This is a genomic window from Dactylosporangium sp. NPDC006015 (assembly GCF_040614215.1).
Lineage (GTDB): Bacteria > Actinomycetota > Actinomycetes > Mycobacteriales > Micromonosporaceae > Dactylosporangium > Dactylosporangium maewongense.
This window is the reverse complement of the sequence record NZ_JBEXUD010000039.1, coordinates 1-24,433: the sequence shown is the minus strand read 5'-3', so window position 1 is coordinate 24,433 and position 24,433 is coordinate 1. Positions and strand designations below refer to the sequence as shown.

The following is a 24,433-nucleotide window of genomic DNA, read 5'->3' as shown; positions in this document are numbered from 1 at the left end:
CCGGCGTCACGGCCGGCGGGCAGGCTGGAGTCCAGAGGAGGCGATCCAACCCCGGGAGGGACGCATGGACTTCCGCGCGATGGACCTGACCACACTGGCCGCCGAGGCGTTCCAGTACGGCTACCCGCTGCTGACCAGCCTCGCCGCCGTGGAGCGGGAGGGTGGCGCGGACAACACGTTCAGGCATCAGCGGCGCTTCGACGACCGGGCCAACGCCAACCCGGACCTGCTGCACTCGACGGCGCGGCTCGACCTGTCCGGCGGGCCACTGTGGCTGCGCGTCCCCGACACCGGCGACCGGTACCACGTGCTGCAGTTCGTCGACGCGTGGACGGACAACTTCGCGTATGTCGGCCGGCGGTCCACCGGCGGCGGCGAGCGCGAGTTCCTGCTCGTGCCGCCCGGGTGGGCCGGACGGGAGGCCCCCGGCGCCCAGGTCATCAGGATCCCGACGATGGTGACGACGCTCATCGGACGGTTCGCCTGCGGCGGCGCCGACGACGAGACCGCCGTGCACGCGCTGCAGGACGCGCTGCGGATCGAGCCGATGTACCCGCAGGTCCCGCTCGACGGGCTGCCCCACCCGCAGGCGGGCGTCCCGGAGGACCTGGTGTTCTTCGAGACGCTGCGGCGGGCCCTCGCGGCGTTCCCGCCGTCGCCGGCGGAGCGGCGCTACCAGCGCAGGTTCGCGGCGATCGGGCTGCTGGAGCCGGGCACGTCGCCGTACGCGGGCGCGCCGCGCGAGCTCCGCGAGACGCTGCGCGACGGGCTCGAAGCGGCCCGCGACCAGCTGGAGGAGGAGGCGACGACCCGGCACGCCGAACTCGTCAACGGCTGGACCAACGACCTGCACATGTTCGACTTCAACCTCGACTTCTTCGAGGTCGGCACGATGGACACGCCGGAGTGGACGATGCCGGACCGCGACGAGGCGCACGTGATGCGGGCCGTCGCGGCGCGGACCGGCCTGTGGGGCAACCACGCCTACGAGTCGGTCGCGCCGACCGTGCACAAGGACGCGGCCGGCGTCCGGCTCAGCGGCGCCCACCGCTACGAGCTCCGCTTCCCCGAGCCGCCGCCGACCGAGGCCGGGTGGTCGTTGTCCATGTACGACGCACCCGGCTCCTTCCCGGTGCCGAACCCCCTGGACCGCCGCGCGATCGGCGGCGGCACCCCCGGGCTGCGGCCCGAGGCCGACGGGTCGCTCACCATCCGCATCCAGCACGAGCGGCCCGACGACGTCGCCAACTGGCTTCCGGCGCCGGAGGGAGGCTTCCGGCCGGTGCTGCGGGTGTACGAGCCGAGCCAGGCCGTCCTGTCCGGGACGTTCCAGCCGCCGCCGGTCATGCGGCTCTAGTGCTGTCCTAGTCACCTCCAAGTCGGCTGTAAGTGGCACCCGGGATGGTGTCGCTGCTGATTCAGACGACTTGGAGGCACCACATATGTCCCGCTTGCTCGGCCGGCTCGGAGGAGCGGCCGCCGCCCATCCCTGGCGCATCATCGGCGCGTGGGTGATCGTGCTCGTCGCGTTCACCGCGCTGTCCGCCGGCTTCGGCGGCACCCCGCACGACGACTACAACGTGCCCGGCACCGAGTCGCAGGCGGGCACCGAGTTCCTGCGCAAGCACCTGCCGGAGCTGGCCGGCACCGACGCCCGCGTCGTGGTCCACGGCAAGGGCAAGGTGGACCCCGCGACCCTGGAGGGGCTCCGCACCCGGCTCGCCGCGATGCCGAGCGCCGGGGACGTGTCGCAGCCGCGCATGTCGGCCGACGGCGACACCGCGCTCATCGCCGTCCGGTACACCATCCCGGTCACCGACTTCGAAGGCACCACCGGCATGGACGCGCTGCGGGCCGCTGCCGAGCCGCTCGTCCGCGAGGGCCTGCAGGTCGAGTTCGGCGGCCAGGTCGCCGAGAACATCTCCGCGCCGTCCGGCACCGCCGAGGCCGTCGGCATCGTCGCCGCGCTGTTCATCCTGGTCTTCGCGCTCGGCTCGGTCATCGCCGCCGGCCTGCCGCTGATCGTGGCGATCAGCGGCCTCGGCGTCGCCAGCGCCATCATCGCGCTGCTCGCGAAGGCCACCGACATCAGCGGCACCGCCCCCACGATCGCGACCATGGTCGGGCTCGGCGTCGGCATCGACTACGCGCTGCTGCTCGTCGCCCGGCACGTCGAAGGGCTGCGGGCGGGGCTGAGCCCGCGTGAGGCGGCCGCCGCGGCGAACGCGACCGCGGGCGCGTCGGTCATCGTCGCCGGGCTCACCGTGCTGGTGTCGCTGTTCGGCCTGAGGCTGGCGACGCTGCCGGTCTACTCGTCGTTCGGCTACGCCACGTTCGCCGCCGTCGGCGCCGTCATGCTCGCCTCGATCACCCTCGTGCCGGCGCTGTGCGGCCTGGCGGGCCACCGGGTCCTGCCCCGCGCGGTCCGCAAGGGCACCGCCGTGGCGCGGGACACCGTGGCGCGGCCCGGGCTCACGGCGCGGTGGGCGGCGCTCGTCGGGCGCCGGCCCGTCGTCGCGGCCCTGGCGTCGCTGCTGGTCCTCGGTGTGCTGTCCGCGCCGGTCCTCGGCATGCGCACCTGGCCGCAGGACGCCGGCAGCCAGCCGACCTCCAACACGACCCGGCAGGCCTACGACCTGACCTCCGCCGAGTTCGGCGCCGGAGCCAACGGCCCGCTCGTCATCGCCGTCGACACGGCCAAGGTGCCGGACGTCGACGGTCTCGTCGCCGCCCTGCGCGCCGTGCCGGGTGTGGCGCTGGTGGCGCCGGCCGCCCGTACCGCCGACGCCGCCGTCATCCTCGTCGAGCCCACGACCGGACCGCAGGACGAGCGGACCACCGAGCTGCTCAACCGTCTCCGCGCCGACGTCCTGCCCGACGGCGCGCTCGTCACCGGGCTCGTCGCGGTGTTCGCCGACATCTCCGACCGGCTCTCCGACCGGCTGTGGATCGTGGTCGCGTTCGTGGTGGCGCTGTCGCTGCTGCTGCTCACCGTCCTGTTCCGGGCGCCGGTCGTGGCCGTCAAGGCCGCCATCATGAACCTGCTGTCGGTCGCCGCGGCGTACGGCGTGATGACCGCCGTCTTCCAGACCGACGCCGGCGCGAAGGCGGTCGGGCTGCCGCACTCGGTGCCGGTGTCGAGCTGGGTGCCGATCCTGCTCTTCACCGTCCTGTTCGGGCTGTCGATGGACTACGAGGTCTTCCTGCTGTCCCGGGTCCGCGAGGACTGGCTGGCGACCGGCGACGCGCAGGGCAGCGTGGTCCGCGGCCTGTCCGCGACCGGCCGGGTCATCAGCGGCGCGGCGGCCATCATGGTGGCGGTGTTCATCGGGTTCGCCCTCGACCCCGACGTGACGGTCAAGATGATCGGCGTCGGCATGGCCGCGGCCGTCCTCGTCGACGCGACCCTGGTCCGCCTGGTCCTGGTCCCGGCGACGATGTCGCTGCTCGGCCGCGCCAACTGGTGGCTGCCCGCGTGGCTGGACCGCCTCCTGCCGCACGTGAAGGTCGAGGCGGCCGAGGAGCGGGAGCTCGCGCCCGTGGCGTAAGCCCCAGCGCTGCCCCAGGGCAGCCCCGGGGCAGCGCCTCAGCGCAGCCCGAGGGCGGCGAGGACCCGCCCGACCGTCTGCCCCACCGGCCGGAGGACCGCATCGCGGATCCACCGGCCGGTGGGCGTTACCACCGACTGCCAGACCCACCGGACCGGGGCCACGACGAGGTACTTCCACAGCAGGACGACGGAATGGTTCCACACCCATGACACAGCCCACGCGATCCCGCGCCCGACCGGCACGACGAGGTTGCGCCAGAGCCAGGCGATGAGCAGGCCCGCCGGCCGGATCCCGTAGTAGCCGATGACGCCGACGACGAACGCGACCGCGAGGCCGACCGGCCTCAGCACGTAGCGCCACAGCGCGACCGCGAGCCAGGCGATGGCGATGCCCAGCGGGCGGATGCCGTAGCGGTACCCGGTCTCGGCCAGCCACGCGATCGCGATGCCGATGGGGCGCAGGACGTAGCGGTACAGCCCGATCCCGGTCCACCGGACCCCCTGGACCAGGGCCCAGAGGACGTAGTAGACGCCCTTGCCGAGGTAGACCCAGAACAGGCGGGTGCGCTTCGCCAGCCACACGGTCGCGTCCCAGAGCGCCTGCAGCGCGGGCGCGACCACGTGCTCGATGAGCCACGCGAGGGGCGCCGCCACGAGGTTGCGCAGCACCCAGACCAGCGGGATCCAGATCAGGGTGCGCCATACCCAGGCGAGCGGCCGGAGCAGGACGTAGTTGATCGCGATGCCGATCGGGCGCAGGACATACCGGTAGACGAGCCGGGGGATCGGCTCCAGGACGTACCTGCGGATCGCGACGAGCAGCTCCCACAGCAGCTTGAACGGCACGACCACGACGACCGCGACCACCCGCACCGGCCACGCCAGCCAGTCGGGAAGCGGCTCCGGCTCGCGGGACTGCTTCTTCAGCGATGTCATGCCGCCGCCAGGATCGTGCGGGCCCGCATGAGGGCGAAGCCGAGCAGGTTGAGGCCGCGCCACAGGGCCGGCTCGTCGGCGGAGGCGTCCTGGGCGCTCAGCCCGATGCCCCAGACCCGGTCCACGGGGCTCGCCTCGACGAGGATCCGGTCGCCGGTGCCGAGCAGGAACGCGCGCAGGTCCTCGTGCTGGCCGAACTTCCCTACGCTGCCGTTGACGACGATGTCGAAGCGCTCCCGCTTCCAGACGGTCTCGTCGAAGCCGCGGACCTCACGGCCGAGGGTCTTCGCGTCGTTCGGGTGACCGGCCTTCAGCACCTTCGCCGCGGTGGCGGCGTCGCCGAACAGGGTGGCCTTCGACCACATCATGTAGTGCTCGGCGGACGCGTACCGCACGCCGCCGACCTGGAACTCGGCCGGCCACCACTGGCTCAGGCAGCCCGGCCCGACGGAACCGTCGCGGTTGGGCCGGTGCCCCCAGAAGTGCAGGAAACGGACCCGCGCGTCGGTCGACATCAGCGCGATGAGCTCGGCGGTGCTGGCCGGTGGGTCGGTCGGAACTGGCATGATCCGAGTCTGCCGGACGGTGGCAACCCGTTATGTCAGGAATCCGGCGGTGCGATGGGCAAGATCACCGTGACGACCAGCCCGCCGCCGTCGCGCGGCTCGGCCCGCACCCGCCCGCCGTGGGCGCGGGCGACGGCGCCGACGATCGACAGGCCGAGCCCGGCGCCGGGCACGCCGGCCGCGACCCGCTCGGGCCCGAGCCGCCGGAACGGTTCGAAGAGGCGCGGGATCTCGTACCGTGGCACGACCGGACCCGTGTTGCTGACGGTCAGCGCGACGGTCCCGTCGGGGCGGGTGCCGCAGCTGACGTGGACCCAGCCGCCGTCGGGCAGGTTGTGCCGGACCCCGTTCTCGACCAGGTTGTGGACGAGCCGTTCGAGCAGCACGGCGTTGCCGGTCGTCGGGGCCTCCTGCGGCGCGCTGTCCACGGCCGCCTTCCCCGGTGGCAGCCGGGAGCTGCCGGAAGGGCGTGACAGTTGCGCCGCGACGTGCTCGACGATGTCGGCGAGGTCGACGAACGACCGGTCGGTCACCTCCCGCTCCGACCTGGCGAGCAGCAGCAGCCCGTCGATGAGCTGCTCGTGCCGGGCGTTGACGGCCAGCAGCGTCCTGCCGAGCTGCCGCAGCTCCGGGGAGGCGTCCTCGGGGTCGACCGCGACCTCCAGGAGCGTCCGGTTGAGCGTCAGCGGGGTCCGCAGCTCGTGGGACGCGTTGGCGATGAACCGCCGCTGCCCGTCGAACGCGTGGTCGAGCCGGGCCAGCATCAGGTCGAACGTGTCGGCGAGCTCCTTGACCTCGTCGTGCGGGCCGGGCAGCGCGATCCGCTCGTGCAGCCCGCGGTCGGGGGCGTTGGCGATCCGGCGGGCGGTGGCGGTCACCTGGTGCAGCGGCTGGAGCAGCCGCCCGGCGATCAGCCAGCCGAACGCGGTCGCCGCGGCCGCGATGACGGCGAGCGCGATGCCGCCCTGGACGATCAGCGTCTGCCGGGTGTCGGTGGTGATGTCGTCCCTGATCTGCCGGACGAACAGCTGCCCGTCCGGCGGCGGCGCGGCGACACCCGGGGGCAGCCCGCTGACGGTCCCGCTGATGATCGCGTTGCCGCTGAGCCGCTGGTACAGCAGGACGTACGTGACCCCGAGCAGCAGCAGCCCGGCGAGGAGGAACAGCCCTCCGTACACCAGCGTGAGCCGCGCCCGGATCGTCAGCCTGTTCATCAGTCTGGTGGTCATCACGCCACCCGGTAGCCGACGCCGGGCTCGGTGTGGACGACCGGTGGGTCGCCGAGCTTGCGCCGCAGCTTGAGGATCGTCATCCGCACCGTGTGCGTGAACGGGTCGGCGTGCTCGTCCCACGCCTTCTCCAGCAGCTGCTCGGCGGAGACCGCGGCGCCGTCGGCGCGCAGCAGCTCGGCGAGGACCGCGAACTCCTTGCGGGACAGCGGCACGTACCGGCCGTCGCGGAACACCTCCCGGCGGTGCGGGTCGAGCCGGATCCCGGCGCGCTCCAGGACCGGCGGGGCCGCCGCCCGCGCCCGCCGTCCGAGCGCGGCGACCCGCGCCGACAGCTCCCGGAACGCGAACGGCTTCGGCAGGTAGTCGTCGGCGCCGATGGCGAGGCCGGCGACCCGGTCGTCGATGTCGGCGGCGGCGGTCAGCATCAGCACGCGGGCCGCGCCGTCGCGGGCCGCCAGGGACCGGCACACGTCGTCGCCGTGGACGACCGGCAGGTCCCGGTCGAGGACCACGACGTCGTAGTCGTTGACGTCGAGCCGCTCCAGGGCGGCGCCGCCGTCGTGGACCACGTCGACGGCGTGCGCGTCGCGCCGCAGCCCCTGCGCGACCGTCTCGGCCAGTAGCGGCTCGTCCTCGACCACCAGAATGCGCATGCCTCCATGGTGACGCGTGGTGACGTCACGCCGGCGTCAACGTTCGCGGTTACGGCCGGGTGACGCGCTCCCCGCTTGACTTCGGCGCAGCGGCCGGCGAAGGCCCGGCCCCTCTCAGGAGGAACACCATGATGCGCGTCAGGACAGCCCCGGCGCGGGGTCTGTTGCTCGGCCTGCTGCTCGTCGCCGGCCTCGCCGTCTCCGGGTGCGGCAAGACCGGCGGCGGCGACAACGGGGTGGCGAGCGCCGGCGGCACGCCGACCGCGAGCGCGAGCGCCGGGTCGGGGAACCAGCCCCGGGACCCGGCCAAGGACCAGGAGAACATGCTCAAGTACGCCCAGTGCATGCGTGAACACGGCATCGACATGCCGGACCCGCAGTTCGAGGGCGGCGGGGTCAGCATGATGCTCCCGCAGGGTGCCGACAAGGCGAAGGTCGACGCCGCGAACGCCGAGTGCAAGCAGTACATGCCCAACGGCGGCCAGCCGATGAAGGCCGACCCGGAGATGCAGGAGCGGATGCGCAAGTACTCGCAGTGCATGCGGGAGAACGGCGTGCCGGAGTTCCCGGACCCGAGCGAGGACGGCGGCATCCGCATCGAGGGCGGCCAGGGCAGCAACCTCGACCCCGGCAGCGAGGCCTTCAAGAAGGCCGACCAGGCGTGCCAGCAGTTCGGGCCGAAGCGCCCCGGCGACGGCGGCCCCGCCACCAACCAGAAGACCGAGACCGGCGGCGGCGCATGAGCGTCGATCGCCGGAGGAAGAGGAGCAGGGCGGGGCGCGTCGCGGTGACGGTCGTGGCGGTGGCGGCCGTCGGAGCCGCCGCGGCGGCCGGGCTGGGGCTGCCGGACCGGGACAGCGACGCGAGCACCCAGGCCGCGGCGGCGCCGCCGAAGACCACGAAGGTCACCCGGCAGACGCTCGTCGACACCCAGACCGAGGACGGCAAGCTCGGCCACGGCACCTCGGCGACCGTGTCGGGGCGGCTCAGCGGCACGCTGACCGAGCTGCCGGCCGTCGGCGCGACCGTCCAGCGTGGACAGCCGCTGTACAAGGTGGACGACACGCCGGTCGTGCTCCTGTACGGCGGCCTGCCCGCCTACCGGAACCTGGCACCCGGCACGGAGGGCGCCGACGTCCGCCAGTTCGAGGAGAACCTCGCCGCGCTCGGCTACAAGGGGTTCACCGTCGACGACGAGTACACCGCGTCGACGGCGACCGCGGTCAAGGCGTGGCAGGGCAAGCTCGGGCTGACGAAGACCGGCGTGGTCGAGCTCGGCCGGGTCGTCTACGCGGTCGGCGCGGTCCGCGTCGAGGAGCACAAGGCGGCCCTCGGCGACCCCGCCGGCGGGGCGCTGCTCACCTGCACCGGCACCGGGCCGGTCGTCACCGTCTCCCTGGAGGTCTCCGAGCAGCGGCTCGCGGCCGTGGGGACCGCCGTCACCGTCAAGCTGCCGACCGGCAAGACGGTGCCCGGCAAGGTCGTGAAGGTCGTCACGGTCATCACGCCCGCGCAGGGCAACAACCCGGCGGAGACGAACCTGGAGGTGACCGTGACGCCCGACGACGGCGCCGCGTTCGCCGGGCTCGACCAGATCACCGTCGAGGTCGTGTTCACCGCCTCGCGCAAGGAGAACGTGCTCACGGTGCCGGTCTCGGCGCTGCTCGCGCTCGCCGAGGGCGGCTACGGGCTGCAGGTCGTCGAGCAGGGCGCCAGCCGCGTCGTCGCCGTCGAGCTCGGCATGTTCGCCGCGGGGCGGGTCGAGGTCAGCGGCGGCGGGCTCACCGAGGGCATGCAGGTCGGGGTGCCGTCATGACCGCCATGATCGACCTGTCGGCGGGGGACGCCGTCGCGGCCGGACCGGCCGAGGTGGTCGCGCTGGAGCGGGTCAGCAAGTCGTACCCCGGCGGCGTCACCGCGGTGCGGGAGGTGTCGCTGACCGTCGAGTCGGGGGAGATGGTCGCGATCGTCGGGCCTTCGGGCTCCGGCAAGTCGACCATGCTGCACCTCATCGGCACGCTGGACCGCCCGTCGTCCGGCACGGTGCGCATCGACGGGCACGACGTCTCCGCGCTCACCGACCGGCAGCTGTCGGCGCTGCGGGCCCACCGGATCGGGTTCGTCTTCCAGCAGTTCCACCTCGCGCCCGGCCAGAGCGCGCTCGACAACGTCGCCGACGGCCTGCTCTACGCGGGGCCGTCGCGGGCCCAGCGGCGGGCCAGGGCGGAGGCGGCCCTCATCCGGGTCGGCCTCGCGGACCGCCTCGACCACCTGCCGCACGAGCTGTCCGGCGGCGAGCGGCAGCGGGTCGCGATCGCCCGCGCCGTCGTCGGCGAGCCGGCGCTGCTGCTGGCCGACGAGCCGACCGGCAACCTCGACTCCACGTCGGGGGCCGGCGTGGTGGAGCTGCTGCGCGAGCTGCACGCCGCCGGCACCACCGTCCTGGTCATCACCCACGACCAGGCGATCGCGGCGGCGCTGCCGCGCCAGGTCGTCATGCGCGACGGTCAGGTGGTCGCGCCGACCGGGGGAGTGGTCGCATGACGAGCGCGACCGCGCCGCTGCGCCCCGCCCGGCTGTTCCTCAGCGACGTGCTGCGGGTCGGCAGCGCCGGGCTGCGGACCAGGCCGATGCGGGTGTTCCTGTCCGCGCTGGGCATCGCGATCGGCATCGCCGCGATGACCGCCGTCGTCGGCATCTCCTCGTCCAGCCGGGCGGAGCTCGACCGGCAGCTCGACGCGCTCGGCACCAACCTGCTGACCGTCGCCCCCGGCAACGACCTGTTCGGCGGCGAGGCGACCCTGCCCGACGAGTCGGTGCCGATGATCTCGCGGATCGGCCCGGTCACCGAGGTCGCCGCGACCGGCAAGGTGTCCGGCGCGCACGTGTACCGCAGCGACCACATCCCGGCCGCGCAGACCGGCGCGATCAGCGTCCAGGCCGCGCACCTGGACCTGCCGCGCACCGTCGGCGCGTCGCTCGCCGGCGGCGTCTGGCTCAACGACGCCACCGCCCGCTATCCGGCGGTCGTCCTCGGTGCGGCGGCCGCCCGGCGGCTCGGCATCGACACGGCCGGCGAGGGCGTCCAGGTGTACCTGGACCGGCGGTGGTTCACCGTGGTCGGGGTGCTGCGGCCGGTGCCGCTGGCGCCGGAGCTCGACGCGGCCGCGCTCGTCGGCTGGGCGGCGGCGCAGACCTACCTCGGCTTCGACGGGCACCCGACGACCGTCTACACGCGGTCCCGCGACGAGCAGGTGGAGGCGGTCCGGTCGGTGCTGGCCGCGACCGCGAACCCGCAGAAGCCCAACGAGGTCAAGGTGTCCCGGCCATCCGACGCGCTCGCCGCCCGGCAGGCGACGGACAAGACGTTCACCGGGCTGCTGCTCGGCCTCGGCGCGGTCGCGCTGCTCGTCGGCGGCGTCGGGGTGGCCAACACGATGGTCATCTCGGTCCTGGAGCGGCGCGCCGAGATCGGCCTGCGGCGGGCGCTCGGCGCCACCCGCGGGCAGGTCCTGCTGCAGTTCCTCGCCGAGTCGCTGCTGCTGTCGGCGCTCGGCGGGGTCGGCGGGGTGTTCCTCGGGGTCACGGTCACCGGCGTCTACGCCCTCACGAGGTCGTGGCCGGCGGTCGTGCCGCCGTGGGCGACCGCCGGCGGGGTCGTCGCGACGCTGGTGATCGGCGCGATCGCGGGCCTCTACCCGGCGGTGCGCGCCGCCAGGCTCGCCCCGACGGAGGCTCTCGCGACACCCTGAGCCGCGCTGTACGCACGCAGCAGGTGGTCGAGGTAGTTCTGGGTCGAGTACGCCCCGGCGGCGGCCCGGCCGGCCTCGGCCACCTCGCGGTGCAGCGACGGATCCGTCAGGACCCGCACGAGCGCGGCGGCGAACGAGTCGGCGTCGGGCGCGGTGCTCAGCCGGTGCGTGCCGGCGAGCGCCGCGTCCGCGAGGACGACCGGCAGGCCCTGCGCCTCCGCCTCGATGAGCACCAGGCCCTGCGTGTCGGTGGTCGACGCGAAGGCCAGGACGTCGGCCATCCGGTAGTAGGCGGCCATGCTCGCGTGCGGCACCGGCCGGACCAGCCGCAGCGCGTGCGCCACCCCGGCCTGCCGCGCCTGCCGCAGCACCGCCTGCCGCCGCTGCAGCACGCCGAGCATCACCAGCCGCGCGTCCGGCAGCCGCCGCAGCAGCCGCGCGAACGCCTCGAGCAGCAGCTGTGGGTCCTTCTCCTTGGTGGCCCGCCCGACGGCGAGGACCACCGGGGCGTCCGCCGGCAGCCGCAGCGACCGCCGCAGGTCGTCGCGGCTCAGCGGGCAGTCCGGCAGCGTCACCGACGTCGGCACCGTCCACACCGGAGGGACGCGCTCGAACTCGGCGAGGCTCGCCGCCGTCTTCTCCGACGGCGCGATGAGGATCGCGGTGCGGTCCAGGAACTCCTGGCCGACCCGCACCAGCTGGGCCCGCCGCTCGGTGCCGGGCCGGGTCAGCTTCAGGTAGTCGCGGACGGTCCAGCCGACCTGCAGGCGCTGCGCGGCGTGGGCGGCGCCGAGCTGGATCTCCATGAAGTGCGCCGAGTAGGCGAGCAGGTCCGTGTGCCAGGTCATGACGACCGGGATGTCGTGGGCCCGCGCGTACCGCAGGCCGCCGACGCCGACCGGGCCCTGCGTGTGGATGTGCACGACCTCCGGCACCCGCCGCATCCCCGGGAACCTCGGCACCCCGATCCGAACGTTGCGCAGCGGCACCGGCACCGACCGCACCCCGCACGGCTCGGCCCGCCCGCGCAGCAGCGGCGCCGGCTGGTACACCTGGACCTCGTGCCCGGCGTCACGCAGGAGCGCCACGGTCGTCGCGACCGAGATGGCCACGCCGTCGGAGCGGCCGGGATGGCTGTCGCAGAAGTGCGCAACTCTCACGCCGGACATGGTGCGGCACGCCCGCCGGGTTCGGGGATGGCTCACGCGAGGTGTACGCCGTCTGGAAAGCCGATGTTCATTGATCCACGGTCGGGTCCGTCGACAGGGCCAGCGCGGCGTCCCGCACCTCCGCGACCGGGTGGCGGCGCAGCGTGGCGACGACGTCGCGCCACGGCTCCGGCCAGCCCAGGTCGCCGCCCCGGGCGGCGTACGCGAGGCCGAACAGCCCGTCGGCGAGCCCGTCCCCGGCGGCGAGCCGGGCGGCGATCGCCAGGGTCGTGCCCGGTTCGGCGGCCGGCCGCTCCAGCCGCCTGCCGGCCCGCCCGGCGAGCCGAGCCGCGAGCACCGGCCGGTCCGCGGTCAGCCGGCGGACCCCGTCGAGCCAGCCGGTCGCCGGGTCGGCCAGGTCGGCCGCCTCGACCAGCAGGGCCGCCGCCGCCGGGACGTACCCGTCCACCGTGGACAGTGCCCGTCCCGCGGCGCCGGTCGCGTCCCGCCCCGCCGCGTCGTGCGCCGCCCGGTCGGACCACGCGACGACCGCGTCGACGATCGCCTCGACCCGCCGCCGCGCGGTGTCGCGCGCGGTGTCGGAGGCGTCCGTGCCGGCCGCCGCCAGGGCCCGCACGGCGGCGACGAGCGGCGCCTCGCCGAGGCCGGTGTCGACGAGGCCGGCCAGGGCCCGCACGACGGGGCGCCACACGATCCGGTCGTCGAGGTCGGTCAGCCGGGACACCGCCGCGCCCGTCACGTCAGCCAGCCACGGCGCCCAATCGGGCAGCATCGCCCACGCCCACGTCGCCGCGTGCTTGTCCGGTCCGGCGGCCGCCGCGGCCACCAGCGCCGCGTAGTCGCCGCGCAGCGGCACCGGCACCGCCCACGGGCTGGCCGCCAGAAGCTCCGCCAGCTCGTCGCGGCCGCTGTCACGGTCCCGGCCGGCGCCCGCCGCGCGCAGGATCCGCCACATCGCGGGGTCGCCGGCGCGCTGCCGGGCCGCGGCCACGATCGCGACCCGGACGGAGCGGTGCAGGCCCGGGTCCTGCCACAGCCGCCACAGCGTGTCCGCCGCGCCGGGCACCGACCGCGCCGCCAGCAGCCGGACCGCCTCCTTCCGGGCGGTCACCTTGCCGAGGGCCGGGTCGAGCGCCGCCAGCAGCACCGACGGCGGCGTGAAGCGGCTGACCCGGCCGGCCGCCGCGACCACCACCCGGGCCCGGTCGTCACCGACGTGGCGGAGCAGCACGGGCAGCGCCGCCGCCGGCCGGTCGGTCCAGGCGAGCGCCGCCAGGGCCGCCTCCGCCAGGACCACGTCGCCCGCGTCGACCCACTCCAGGACCAGGGCCTCGCCGTGCACGGGGACCGGGGCCGCGTCGCGCAGCGCCGCCGCCCGGGCCTGCGGCGTCGCGCCCACATCCCGCACCACCTCGGCCTGGCGTTCGACGTATGCCCGGTGCTGGTGGGGCAGCCAGCGCCGCAGGTGCACCGGGCGCGGCGGCACCCAGCGGACCCCGGCGGGCACGAACCGGCCGGTCGGCGGCGGGCCGGTCAGGGCGGCGTCGAGCAGGTCGCCGCGCCGGGCGCAGACGGCCCGCCACACGGCGGGCAGGGCGATCGCGGAGGGGTCCTCGCGCAGCACCGCCTCGACCCGCTCGGCGCGGTGCCTCGGATCGGCGAGCCACAGGTCGACGGCGGTGCGGGCGACGCCCGCGAGGGTGCCGCGGCGGGTGGCGCGCTCCAGCATCGACTGCAGGTCCGGCAGCCGCCAGGCCCGTTCGCCGAGGGCCCGGGCGATCGCGAAGAGCGGCTCGAACTTCGCCCGCTCCGCGCCGAGCCGCACCCAGCCGCGGACCGCCTCGAACGCCTGCGTCTCCTGCCCCCGCCGCAGCCGGGGCAGGTCGCCGAGGCGCGGCACCCGGTCGTCGCCGAGGAGCCGCTGAAACGTGTGCAGCGCCCACCGGACCAGCACCGGCGAGTCGAACCGCTCGCGCAGCACCAGCACGGCGAGGTCGCTGAGCCGGCCGAGCGCCATCGGTGAGGTGTCCCGCGCCTGTACGACGTCCGCGACGACCTGCTCGAGGGGCTCGACCAGCTCGGGCCGCAGCAGCGCCGGCCGCACGTCGGCGAGGCTCCACAGCGCGGCGGCGCGCACCGGGTCCTGTTCGTTGCGCAGCCGCAGCAGGTGGTGCGTCGCGGCGAGGACGGCGGCCGGGTCTTTTCCGCGCGCCGCGCACCGGATCAGCAGCTGCCAGGCGGTGACGCGGTCCTCGGCGCGGGCCCGGCGGGTCGCGGCGAGCAGCGGCTCCTCCGCCTCCGCCCACGGCAGGTGCGCGGTGTAGGCCAGGGTCAGCGCCTCGCTCTGCCGCACCGCGTCGAGCGTGAGCGCCCGGCGCGCCTCCGCCACCCGCAGCCCGGCCGGCAGCACCCGGTGCACGTCGGCCTCCGGCAGCGACCGGGAACGGTCCACATCGGACATCGCCCGGGTGAAGAGCTCCGCCCGGTCGTGCGGCGGCACCGCGGCGAGCAGCCGCGCCAACGCCGGCCCGTGCCCCCGCAGGCGGCGCGCCAGCCCCACCAGCCCCGCCACCGGCAGCCGGCCCAGCCGCGACAGCACCGCCCGCGGCAGCGCCGTCCTGGCCAGCCACGCCGCCCGCGAAGGCCGGGTCAGCAGCGCCAGGACCAGCAGCGGGTCGGCGGCGGTGAGCACGCCGTAGGCGCGCAACGGGGACGGCAGGGACTCCCGCGGCCCATAGCGCTCCAGCAGCTCCAGCACCCGGTGCGGCAGCGCGGGCGCCGCGGCGAGCACCCCCGCGCCGTGCCGCGCCCACCACGGTCCGCGGGCGGCCTCCGGCAGCGCCGCCAGCTCCCGCTCCGCCTGGTCGAGGCAGGCCCTCGGGTGGCGCCGGGTCAGTGCGGCCCGGTCGCCGAGCACGTGGGCCAGCTGCGGCAGCAGCCGGGCGACCGTGGCCTCGCCGCACGCCGGCAGCAACGCCGCGGCCTCGGCGTCGCCGAACCGGGCGCGGACCGGGTCGACGAGCGCCTCGGCGAGGTCCGTCCGCCCGCGGACGCGGATCCGCCGGTACAGCCGGACCCGCGTGTCGGCGGGCGCGTCCGTGACGACCCGGGCGACCGGCTCCGGCGCGGTCTCGGCCGACCCGGCCCAGGCGAGCAGGGCGCTGCGGCGGATGTGCGGGTCCTCGTCGGTGAGCGCGGCGAGGACCGCCTGCCGGTCCCGCCCGACGAGCGCCATGAACAGCGCCACCTCGCGCTCGTGCCGCTCCCCGGCGCGCAGCGCGGCGAGCGTCGCGGCGAGCGTGCCGTCCGCCGCGCCCGCGAGGGCCCGCGCGGCCTGCAGCCCGCGCCGCGCCGGGTAGGGCAGATGATCGCCGTCCATCCCCACATCTTGCCCGGCGCCCGCCCGTCCTGAGCCGCGTCCCGGTCGGCGCCGCCGGAACACTCCCGTGTTCGCGCAGGCGGGGCGCGTTCCGGGTGTCCCACGGTGTCCCACGGCCGGCGCGCGGCGGGCCGCCGCGGTGGTCAGCTGTCTCCCGTCAGCGACACCCGCACCACGACACCAGGGAGACACCATGGACGCGACCGCCACCACGATCCGGCCCGCCGCCAAGATCCGCTTCACGCTCAACGGCGTGCTGTGGACCCTGCAGGTGCTGTGGGGCTTCTTCTTCGCCGGCAGCGGCTTCGGCAAGGTGCTGCTCGCCGACGACACCCTCTACGCCGCGGCGCCCCGGGCCGTGGCCTGGTACGCCGCGGTGCCGCAGCCGCTCATCGTCTTCATCGGGGTCGCCGAGGTGCTCGGCGGCATCGGCCTGATCCTGCCGGCGATCACCAGGGTCAGGCCGCGGCTGGTCCCGCTCGCCGCCGCCGGGCTCGCGCTCACCATGGTCCTGGCCGCCGGCTTCCATCTCGTCCGCGGCGAGTACGCGCTGGTCCCGGCCACCGTCGTGCTCGGTGGGGTGGCCGCCTTCGTCGCCGCCGGCCGGTTCGCCATGCGCCCCACCGAGCCCGCCCGCCTCACGACCCGGCGCGCGCTGACGTCGCTGGCCGTGCTGGTCCTGCTGGCCCTGACGACCTTCGTGCCCACCTGGTACACGATGACCCACGCCCAGTTCTGAGACCGCTCCCCGGACTACTTGATCTCGTAGACGGCCACGTGTCCGGCGCGGTACCGCAGCTGGGCGAACTTGCCGAGGTCCGGTGAGACGTTGACCTCCTCGGGGTACGGCGGCTTGTCCACGTAGTACCAGTTGGAGACGTCCTCGACCCACAGCCACCGCACGCCGTACTGGTCGCGCAGCTTGCCGACGGTCTCCGCGGACGGCGCGGTGAAGGCGGCGTCGTTGTCGATGATGATCTGCGGGTGCCAGTACATGGAGTACTGCTGCATCACGCCTTGTGTGCGCTCCTGGCTGTGCGCCTCGGCCGTGTAGGCCCACGACTCGACGAGGACGCGGCGCTCGCTGTACGCGGCGATGCCGAAGTGCCTCCGGTCGCAACCGTCTTCAGGGGTGAGGTACACGCAGTGCGCGTTGGTGGCCACCAGGTCGTCGGAGGAGGAGTTGGCGCGCAGCCAGCGGCCGGCGTCGAGGGTGCCCTCGGTGACGATCGGCCAGAGCTTCGCGGCGTTCTTCCAGCCGTCCTTCTGGGCGGTGGGGTACACGTTGGCGATCTGGCTGGCCACGGTCGGCAGGGTGAAGCCGAGCATGAGGGTCACGACCAGCGCCGCCGGCCTGACGCCGCCGAGCCGGGACCGGTACCGCCAGGCCAGGACCGCCGCGACGACGATGACCAGCGCCAGGATGGCGTACGGGTACGTGAGCTTCGCGGCCAGCTGGACCGTGCGGTACGTGGGGCTGAACTTCGGCAGGTGAGTGCCGTCGACGGCGCGGATCGCGAAGATCACGAGCACGCCGGCGCCGAAGGCCACCAGCAGCGGGCGGGCGGTGTGCCAGGTCAGCGCCGGCGCGAGCAGCAGCAGCCCCCAGACGGCCAGGGTCGCCAGGTACGGCCGCGCGCCCATCAGGAAGAAGCCCTCGGCCGACCCGCCGGAGTGCGCGAACAGCATCAGCGCCGCCATGCCGACGATCCCGAGCCCGGCCATGAGCAGCACCTCGGCGTCGAACAGCCGGCGGCGCAGCCCGGCGGCGCCGGCCCACATGCAGACCCAGCACAGCACGGTCAGGGCGAGCAGGATCACCAGGCGGTACATCTTCGGGTCGGCCACGAAGCCGGTGGTGCCGCCGGCTGGGTTGTGCCGCATCCCGCCGAGCGGCACGATGTCCAGCCCCTGGCTCTCCCCGCCGAAGAGCACCAGGTTCGCGAACGCCATCCAGGCTCCGACGATGACGAGCGCGGCGAGCGCCACCCGGTTGAGCCGCCGCCGGAACACCAGCTGTGCGCAGACGACCAGCAGCAGCCCGCACAGCAGCGTCGGCAGGAACGTCGCCTTCGCGCCCATGATCGCCCCGGGCAGCAGCGCGAACAGCACCCACCGCCGCCGGTCCCCGCCGTGCTCCCGCAGCAGGTCGACCAGCAGCAGCATCAGCGGCACGAACAGCAGGCTGCCGAACGTCTGGGTCGGGCTGGTCCACAGGAACAGCTTGAGGTTGGACCCGTCGTCCATGGGGTTGAACGCGTAGGTCTGGTAGAACCCGTTCAGCTGCCAGCCGTACGGGTCGGGAGACAGGACGAGGAACGCGGCCAGGGAGGCGAGCGCCCCGCCCAGCCACGACCCGGTCACCCGGCGCCCGAACGCGGCGATCAGCAACACGTACGCCATGACCATCGGCAGCAGGGACAGCCTGTTGAGCAGCACCCACGGCTCGATCCCGGTCGCCCAGCTCGTCGAGGCGAAGTCCGCGTAGACGAACCAGTGGTAGAAGACGCCCTCACTGGTCACCCACGGCGTCACGAGGTCCATGTGGTGCTTGATCTCGCCGGTGAGCGCCAGGTGGAACGGCAGGTCGATGTCGGTCATGCCGTAGCTGGGCCACTTCATGCCGACGAACCGGTAGTAGTTGGCCGCCCACGCCAGCATGACGAGCGCCAGCACCGCCATCGCCCACGACCAGGCCAGCGGCGTTCGCGCGGCCGGGCCGGCGCCGCGCCAGTACCGCCGCAGCCTCGGCACCCCCGCGAACGCCACGATGACCGCCAGCGGCACCAGCTGCGCCGCCAGCGGCACCCCCAGGGCGCGGGCCGGGATGTAGGCGAGCACCTCGATCGCGTACCCGATGGCCGTCCCGGCCGCCAGGTCCTCCGGCAGCGCCCGCGCCCCCCGATGCACCAGCCGCCACAACAGCGTTCCCGGCAGCGTGATCCCGATCGCGATGTACGCCGCGAAGATCCCGGTCGTCGCCGGTGACACGTCGTAGAACCACAGCACTCCGACCGTGGCGACCGCCACTAGCACCGCCGGTAACCATCCGGACCTCCAGACAGCCGTCCGCACCGGGCCGGGCGACTGTTCGTCGGACTGGACACCACCGTCGTGCTCGGCCTGCTGAGCCAGAGTCATCGTGAGAGTCACCTTCTGGTTTCGCCGTAAGCTGCGGCCCGAGTATAGGCACCCTGACCGGCGCGCCCTGACCGCGCACAGTGACGCCCGGCACTGCTTGCACCCCTTACACGCCTCCACGCGGGGCATGTCAGGGGCCGTTCTTCTGATGTTCACCGCCACCGGCGCGCGGGCGCCGGTGCCACCCTCATGATGGCAGGCGCGCGGAGCCAATGACGTCCCGAAGAGGCCAAACCCGGACGAATCATTCAAGAGTGGGCGCAGAAGGAGAACAGCCGCATCTGGGGTGGGGACCCGACGCCGAAGGCGCCTGTGGAGGCGCCTGTGCCGCCTGTGGCGGCGGCGCGGGCGTGGCAGCTGCCAGGTGTCGCCGTGCCATGCGGAAGTGACTGTGAGTGTGGGGGTCCTCGCGCGCTTCGTGGGATCAGGCGGACGCGAAAGGAGGGGCCGGCGTGCGCCGGCCCCTCCCTTGTGCGTTCAGCTCAGCGTGCTCAGCTCAGCTGCTGGGCGATGCCCGTGGTGGCCTCGCCGGACTGGTACGACACCAGCAGCGTGGCACCGGCCGGCAGGGTGCCGGTCGTCGGCAGCCACACGGCACTCGAGCCGCTGCGGTCGAACTCGACCGTGGACTGCGCCAGGATCGCGTTGCCGTCCCAGACGAACACCCGGGCGGTGCCGGCCTGGCGGGCCTTGAGCTCGACCTGGACGCCGTTCTGCTGCTTGACCGCGTCCTTGATCTGGATTGTGCCCTCGGGCAGCGCCGTCCAGCCGCCGGGGGCGACCATGTCCGAGCTCGACTGCAGGATCGTCTGCGGCGACTTCACGCTCTCCGCCGCGGTGTCCGGGATGATCGGCGCCTTCGGCGAGGAGGGCTGGGTCTGGTAGCCCTCCAGCTTGGCGACGCCCCAGCGCCACGGGTCGGCTCGCACGCCGCTCCAGGTGGACCAGCCGACGCGGGTCTGCGCCGCCAGGTCCTGCGTGTCGGAGTCGTTCACGAGGATGTTCATGCCCATCTTCGCCGCGTCCACGTTGTCGGGCAGGACGCTGAACGGCACCTTCACCTCGATGCGGTAGCCGGTGTAGGGGTTGCTGGAGACGACGGACGCGACCTGCATGCCGGGCGCGGTCACCGGGCCGGCGCCCTGGTGGTTGTCCCGCTCCCGGGCGTAGCACGGCGGGTTGCCGTTGGCCGGGTCCTTCGTCGCCGGGAAGAGCGCCACGTTGAACACCGTGGAGGTGTTCGGCGAGCCGCCGCGCGGGTCGATGCCGAACTCGATGTTGTCGTTGCGCCGGGGACGCTTGCAGTCCTCGGGCGGCAGCACCGTGCCGAGCACGTCGTCGGTGATCTCGAACAGCGCGTAGATCGCGTCGTCGGTGTAGGTCAGCCAGGCCTTGCCGGAGATGTCCGCCGCCGTGGCCGCGGTGCCCTCCCAGCGGGTGGAGATGTCGATGGCCTGACCGCCGTACTCGCCCGGGCTCGCCGTGCCGTCGACGACCGGGGCCTTCGCCGCCTTGGGGATGGACGTGACCGGCACGATGTTGAGGACACCGGGCTCGACCGCGCTGCCACCGACGTAGCCGGTCTCGATCTGCACCGCGTAGCGCCCGTCGTTGGGCGCCCGGTTGGCGGTCGGCAGCGACGCGTCGGTGTTGGTCACCGTGAACGTGACCGAGCCGCGCGCGCCGGGCTGCAGGCCGCTGTAGCTCTGCTGCGCCTCGGCCACGGCGAAGCCGGCGGGCACCTTGAGCTTCACCGAGCCGGACTGCACCTGGTCGCTGTGGTTGGTGAGGTCGACGCGGATCGGCCGGGTGCCGCCGCTGGGGATGCTCAGCATCGACTCGATCAGCGCGTCGAGGGACTGGACCTGGTTGCGCTGCGTCCACTCGCGGAAGTCACCCACCTCGGGCAGCGGCTCGAGCGTGCCGCGGACCGGGGCGGTGGCCTGCACCAGCGTGGTGTTGCTGCCGGTGCCGTCCTTCTTGGTGGTCATGGTCGCCTTGAGCTGGAACCGCTGACCCGCGACCAGGGTGGCCGGTGGGGTGACGGTGAACGTGGCGACGGACTCCTTGTTGTTGGGCGTGACGGTGCCGATGTCGCCCTTGCCCGTGACGGTCCAGCCCGCCGGGGCCTCCAGGGCCACCTGCGCGCCCGGGATCGCCTGCGTGGCCCGCACGTGGGTCTTGACCTCGAAGGGCTGGCCGGCCAGCACCTCCCACTGCTCGGAGCGGACGTGCAGCTCCGTGCCGAGCGGCAGCCCGCCGGCGGCGCGGATGCTGGTGCCCTGCAGCGCGGCGGTGCCGCCGACGTTCGGGTCCGGGTACGGGGTCCGGCTGTCGATCATCGTGATCCGGTTGCAGCCGATGCTCGCCGGGTTGCTCTGCGCGTCCGCCGTGTCGGCCCAGCCCTGGGAGGCGTACTCACGCCGGGCCAGCACGCCGACCTGGTTCCACCGCATGCCGCCGTTGCGGGCCGACTCGTAGCCCTGCCAGGTGCCGAAGATGGTGTTGGTCGCCTGGGAGGGGGTGAAGGTGGTCTCGCAGGCCTGGCCGTTGGAGCTGGTGCCGCTGCCGCCGCCCTGGAAGAGGCGGGCGGGCCGGAAGGGCTGGAGCCCCTCCTTCTTGATCTGCTCGGGGAAGGCGTTGGGGTCCGCCGCCGCGTAGAACGCCTCGACGGCGAGCATCGCGGCTTCCTGGTGGTTGCCGTGGTTGCCCTGGGTCGCCGACGGGTTCATCGTGACGATGACCTCCGGCTTGGTGGTCCGGATCGTGCGCACGATGCGCGACAGCGACTTCTCGTAGTTCCAGATCTGCTCGGACAGCGGCGCGCTCGCGGTGTAGTAGAAGTCGAGCGCGTCGAGGTTGTAGACGTTCATGACGCCGGCCCGGCCGACGGCGCGGCGCTCCTCGGCCTCACGCAGGATGCCGAGCGCGGGCCCTTCCTCGAGGCCGACTGCGTTGCCGCCGCCCTCGCCCCGGGTCATCGTGATGACCCCGGCCTTCATGTTGTGGTACTCGTTCCAGTACCCGAACATGCCGAGCTGTCCGGCCTCGTCGTCCGGGTGCGCACCGATGAACATGATGTCCAGGTCGATCGGTGCGTTCGGTTTGGCCTGTGCAGGGCTTGCCAGGCCCACCATCAACAGACCGCATGTGGCGATCACGGCTTTGGGGCGCCATCTCATAGGGCAACCTTCTTCGTGTGGTGGAGACGGGGGTACTCCTGGACCGCTGGCGGTTTGCCGAGTTAATTCAGACTGCGAAATTAGTGCGTGGACGCGACGGCGCCCGGCACGGCAGGACGACCGTCCACAGTGGACAGTCGCCATGCATCACAGCGGCCGGCAAGCCGGTCAGCACTGGAAGGGTGTTGTGGCGTAACGCTAGGGACCGCCCGAAAGAGCTGTCAACACCTCGGACGGGCATTTTCTTCGCTCTAGAAAGAATCGCCGAACGAGAGCACCCGGGCGTGGTCCCGATCCGACCATGAATGTCCATATTTGTGTTTATGATCTGTCCACATTACTGTCCTTTTAGGCGAGCCACCTGGCCTTTTGCCATGTCCAGCTCGTCGATATCGCGGGGGCATCGTGGCCCTTCGAGATCGTTCCGTGACTTGACCCCCGATTTTCTTCGCACTAGTAAGAAAGGGTGATCGCCGTGGGGAGAGCACCGACAAGTCCGGTCAGCCGGGAACGGTCGCGTGAGATCAAGCGCCAGTCGGTGATCTCGGCTGCCCGGGAAGCGCGTGTGCTGTCCCGGGTCGATCTGGCCGAGCTCACCGGACTTCCTGCGGCGACGCTGACGGCGCTCGTGCGTGACCTGATCGCCGACGGATACCTGATCGAGCGCGGCCCGGGCGCCAACACGCACGGGCGACCGCGGGCGATGCTCGAGTTCAACCCGCGCGCCGAGCTGGTGGCCGCGGTCTCGCTCGAGCCGCCCCGCATCACGTGCGAGATCGCGGACAGCAACGGCACGGTGATCGCCCACCGCACGTCCCGCCTCGGCCGCGACGTCGTCGAGACCGTCTGCCAGTTCGTGGCGGAGCTGGTCGCCGACAACCGGCCGTCGCTGTGCGGGGTCGCGATCGCCGTGCCCGGCGTGTCGTCCGACGGCGCGGTCCGGCTGGCGCCCTCGGTCGGCCTCGTCGAGGCGCGGCCGATCGGCCAGTCGGTGCAGCAGGAGCTCGGCGTGCCGGTGGTCGTCGACAACGACGTCAACCTGATGGCGGCCGGGGAGCGGATGGCGGGCGCCGGGAAGGACGTCGACGACCTGCTGCTGCTGCACGTCGCCGACGGCATCGGCGCCGGTCTCATCCTCGACGGCCAGGTGCGGCGGGGGGCGAGCGGCGCGGCGGGGGAGATAGGTTTCCTCCCGCTCGATCCGCAGGCGGACCGCGCCTACAGCGGGGTCGGCCCCTTCGAGGCGCGTTGGTCGGCCAACGCGATCGCGGAGCGGGTCGTCGCGCTGAACCCCGGCCGCCGCCCCGAGGCGCCGGTCAGCGAGCTGATCGAGCTCGCGGCCACGTCCGCGGCGGCCCGCGCCTACCTCGACGAGGTGCTGGAGGCGTGGGCCCGGCTCATCATCTCCTGCGCCTGCGTCGTCGACCCGGGCCGGGTGCTGCTCAGCGGCGCGGCGGCCGAGCTCGACGACGCGGCGCTGGCACGCATCCAGGACCTGGTCTCCGCGAGGGTTCCGGCCTCCACCGAGGTGCGCCGGGCCGTGCTCGGGGACCAGGCGGTGCTGCACGGCGCGATCAGTTACGCCCTGTCGGCCGCGGTACGGCTACCCGGCCCTTTCCTCACCACGAACCACCACCGATAACACCCCCCCCTTTCTGCATGCGGAGGAAGTCATGAGACGTCGCGTTGCCCTCACCCTCGCGGTCAGCACGTTAGTGGCCGGTCTGACCGGCTGCGGGAGTGAGAACAAGGATTCCGCCTCGGCGGGCGCCTCCGGGAAGCCGGCCGAGAAGATCGTCGTCTACAGCGCGCGCGACAAGAAGGTCACCGACTTCGTCGTCGAGCAGTTCGTCGCCAAGCACCCCGAGTACAAGGGCAAGGTCGAGGTGCTCAACATGGGCGCCCAGGAGGTGCTCGAGCGGACCCGCGCCGAGAAGGCCAACCCGCAGGGCTCGGTCTGGTGGGGCGGCACGCAGCAGGGCCTGTCGGCCGGTGCCGGCGACGGCCTGCTCGAGGCGTGGCAGCCTTCCTTCGCGGGGCAGATGGACGCCCGGTACAAGGACGCGCAGGGCCGCTGGTTCGGCGAGATCCTGCTGCCCGAGGTCATCATGTACAACAACAAGGCGATCCCGGCCGACCAGGCGCCGAAGGACTGGGACGACCTGCTCGACCCGAAGTGGAAGAAGAAGGTCATCATCCGCGACGTGGCCGCGTCGGGCACCATGCGGTCCATCTACGCCTCGATGATCCAGCGCCTGTCGAAGGACGGCAGCAACCCGCAGCCCGGCTACGACTGGCTGCGCAAGCTCGACGCCAACACCGGCGACTACGCCGCCAACCCGACGGACCTGTACGTCAAGATGTCCCGCGAGCAGGGTGTGCTCAGCGCCTGGAACCTGCAGGACATCCTGCTGCAGTCCGAGCAGTCGAAGATGCCGTTCGGCTACGTGATGCCGGCGTCCGGCGCGCCGGTGCTCGTCGACGGCGTGGCCGCGATCAAGGGCGGCAACACCGAGGGCGCCAAGACCTTCATCGAGTTCCTGTTCGACGGCGAGCTGCGGGCCAAGCTGGCCAAGGACTTCTTCCAGATCCCCGCCGTGCCGATCTCCGAGAAGCCGCAGTGGCTGGCGGACCTCAACCTCAAGCCGATGGACGTCGACTGGGACGTCATCGCCAAGAACGAGACCCAGTGGATCAACCACTGGAACGCCGAGATCAAGAACAAGGGCTGACCGCCCCCTGGCCGGGGGGGGGGGGGGGGGGGGCCCCCCCCCCCCCCCCGGCCCGGGGGGGGGCCCCCCCCCCCCCCCGCCCCGGCGGGGTGTCGAGTCGCCGGCGGCGTTGGCCCCGGGGGGGGGGGGGGGGGGTGTTTT

17 protein-coding genes are annotated in these 24,433 nt (G+C 73.5%); 9 read left to right on the top strand and 8 right to left on the bottom strand.

Going from position 1 to position 24,433, the window contains the following annotated elements; genetic code table 11:
• Positions 1 to 64: 64 nt before the first annotated feature.
• Both ABZ321_RS43435 and ABZ321_RS43430 read left to right on the top strand, forming a co-directional pair.
• Positions 65 to 1,357: a DUF1254 domain-containing protein gene (locus ABZ321_RS43435; RefSeq protein WP_354901645.1), complete on the top strand. Its 1,293-nt coding sequence runs from the start codon at positions 65 to 67 to the stop codon at positions 1,355 to 1,357.
• Positions 1,358 to 1,442: 85 nt separating this feature from the next.
• A complete protein-coding gene (locus ABZ321_RS43430; protein WP_354901643.1) occupies positions 1,443 to 3,548 on the top strand; it encodes an MMPL family transporter in 2,106 nt (701 codons plus the stop codon).
• Between the two features lie 38 nt (positions 3,549 to 3,586).
• On the opposite strand, the gene ABZ321_RS43425 is transcribed toward ABZ321_RS43430, so the two are convergent.
• From ABZ321_RS43425 to ABZ321_RS43410, 4 genes are all read right to left on the bottom strand, one after another.
• On the bottom strand, positions 3,587 to 4,486 hold the full coding sequence (locus ABZ321_RS43425; protein WP_354901641.1) for a hypothetical protein: 900 nt from the start codon (positions 4,484 to 4,486) through the stop codon (positions 3,587 to 3,589).
• On the bottom strand, positions 4,483 to 5,001 hold the full coding sequence (locus tag ABZ321_RS43420; protein WP_344512441.1) for an NADAR family protein: 519 nt from the start codon (positions 4,999 to 5,001) through the stop codon (positions 4,483 to 4,485). Before ABZ321_RS43420 ends, ABZ321_RS43425 begins: the two co-directional genes overlap by 4 nt.
• 86 nt (positions 5,002 to 5,087) lie before the next feature.
• Positions 5,088 to 6,266 carry a HAMP domain-containing sensor histidine kinase gene (locus ABZ321_RS43415; protein ID WP_354901760.1) on the bottom strand — a complete coding sequence of 393 codons (1,179 nt, stop codon included), beginning with the start codon at positions 6,264 to 6,266 and terminating at the stop codon, positions 5,088 to 5,090.
• 14 nt (positions 6,267 to 6,280) lie between these two features.
• Entirely contained in the window at positions 6,281 to 6,937 is a 657-nt protein-coding gene (locus ABZ321_RS43410) for a response regulator transcription factor (protein WP_344512378.1), read from the bottom strand.
• 131 nt (positions 6,938 to 7,068) lie between these two features.
• Between ABZ321_RS43410 and ABZ321_RS43405 the strand changes: the two genes are divergently transcribed.
• The 4 genes from ABZ321_RS43405 to ABZ321_RS43390 are packed head-to-tail and all read left to right on the top strand — an operon-like array spanning position 7,069 to position 10,689.
• Entirely contained in the window at positions 7,069 to 7,680 is a 612-nt protein-coding gene (locus ABZ321_RS43405; protein WP_354901639.1) for a hypothetical protein, read from the top strand.
• Positions 7,681 to 7,739: 59 nt separating this feature from the next.
• Complete coding sequence (locus ABZ321_RS43400; protein ID WP_354901637.1) at positions 7,740 to 8,753, top strand: peptidoglycan-binding domain-containing protein; 1,014 nt, start codon at positions 7,740 to 7,742, stop codon at positions 8,751 to 8,753.
• A gap of 53 nt (positions 8,754 to 8,806) precedes the next feature.
• Positions 8,807 to 9,481, top strand: coding sequence for an ABC transporter ATP-binding protein (locus tag ABZ321_RS43395; RefSeq protein WP_354901758.1), 675 nt, complete (start codon positions 8,807 to 8,809; stop codon positions 9,479 to 9,481).
• The gene (locus ABZ321_RS43390) at positions 9,478 to 10,689 is read left to right on the top strand and encodes an ABC transporter permease (RefSeq protein WP_344512384.1); all 1,212 of its coding nucleotides are present in this window, start codon (positions 9,478 to 9,480) and stop codon (positions 10,687 to 10,689) included. Before ABZ321_RS43395 ends, ABZ321_RS43390 begins: the two co-directional genes overlap by 4 nt.
• Here ABZ321_RS43390 and ABZ321_RS43385 read toward each other — a convergent pair.
• Positions 10,632 to 11,849, bottom strand: a complete 1,218-nt coding sequence (locus tag ABZ321_RS43385; protein ID WP_354901635.1) for a glycosyltransferase — start codon at positions 11,847 to 11,849, stop codon at positions 10,632 to 10,634. The two genes, ABZ321_RS43390 and ABZ321_RS43385, sit on opposite strands and share 58 nt — an antisense overlap.
• Before the next feature lie 76 nt (positions 11,850 to 11,925).
• Positions 11,926 to 15,237 carry a hypothetical protein gene (locus tag ABZ321_RS43380; protein ID WP_354901633.1) on the bottom strand — a complete coding sequence of 1,104 codons (3,312 nt, stop codon included), beginning with the start codon at positions 15,235 to 15,237 and terminating at the stop codon, positions 11,926 to 11,928.
• Positions 15,238 to 15,430: 193 nt separating this feature from the next.
• On the opposite strand from ABZ321_RS43380, the gene ABZ321_RS43375 reads away from it, so the two are divergent.
• Positions 15,431 to 15,976 (top strand): DoxX family protein, encoded by a 546-nt coding sequence (locus tag ABZ321_RS43375; RefSeq protein WP_354901631.1) that lies wholly within the window; start codon positions 15,431 to 15,433, stop codon positions 15,974 to 15,976.
• Positions 15,977 to 15,990: 14 nt separating this feature from the next.
• Here ABZ321_RS43375 and ABZ321_RS43370 read toward each other — a convergent pair whose 3' ends face one another.
• Positions 15,991 to 18,273 (bottom strand): hypothetical protein, encoded by a 2,283-nt coding sequence (locus ABZ321_RS43370; RefSeq protein WP_344512392.1) that lies wholly within the window; start codon positions 18,271 to 18,273, stop codon positions 15,991 to 15,993.
• Positions 18,274 to 18,869: 596 nt separating this feature from the next.
• Positions 18,870 to 21,515, bottom strand: coding sequence for a sugar-binding protein (locus ABZ321_RS43365; RefSeq protein WP_354901629.1), 2,646 nt, complete (start codon positions 21,513 to 21,515; stop codon positions 18,870 to 18,872).
• Between the two features lie 610 nt (positions 21,516 to 22,125).
• On the opposite strand from ABZ321_RS43365, the gene ABZ321_RS43360 reads away from it, so the two are divergent.
• Positions 22,126 to 23,202: an ROK family protein gene (locus tag ABZ321_RS43360; protein WP_354901627.1), complete on the top strand. Its 1,077-nt coding sequence runs from the start codon at positions 22,126 to 22,128 to the stop codon at positions 23,200 to 23,202.
• Between the two features lie 31 nt (positions 23,203 to 23,233).
• Positions 23,234 to 24,292, top strand: a complete 1,059-nt coding sequence (locus ABZ321_RS43355; RefSeq protein ID WP_344512398.1) for an extracellular solute-binding protein — start codon at positions 23,234 to 23,236, stop codon at positions 24,290 to 24,292.
• The last annotated feature ends 141 nt before the right edge of the window (positions 24,293 to 24,433 follow it).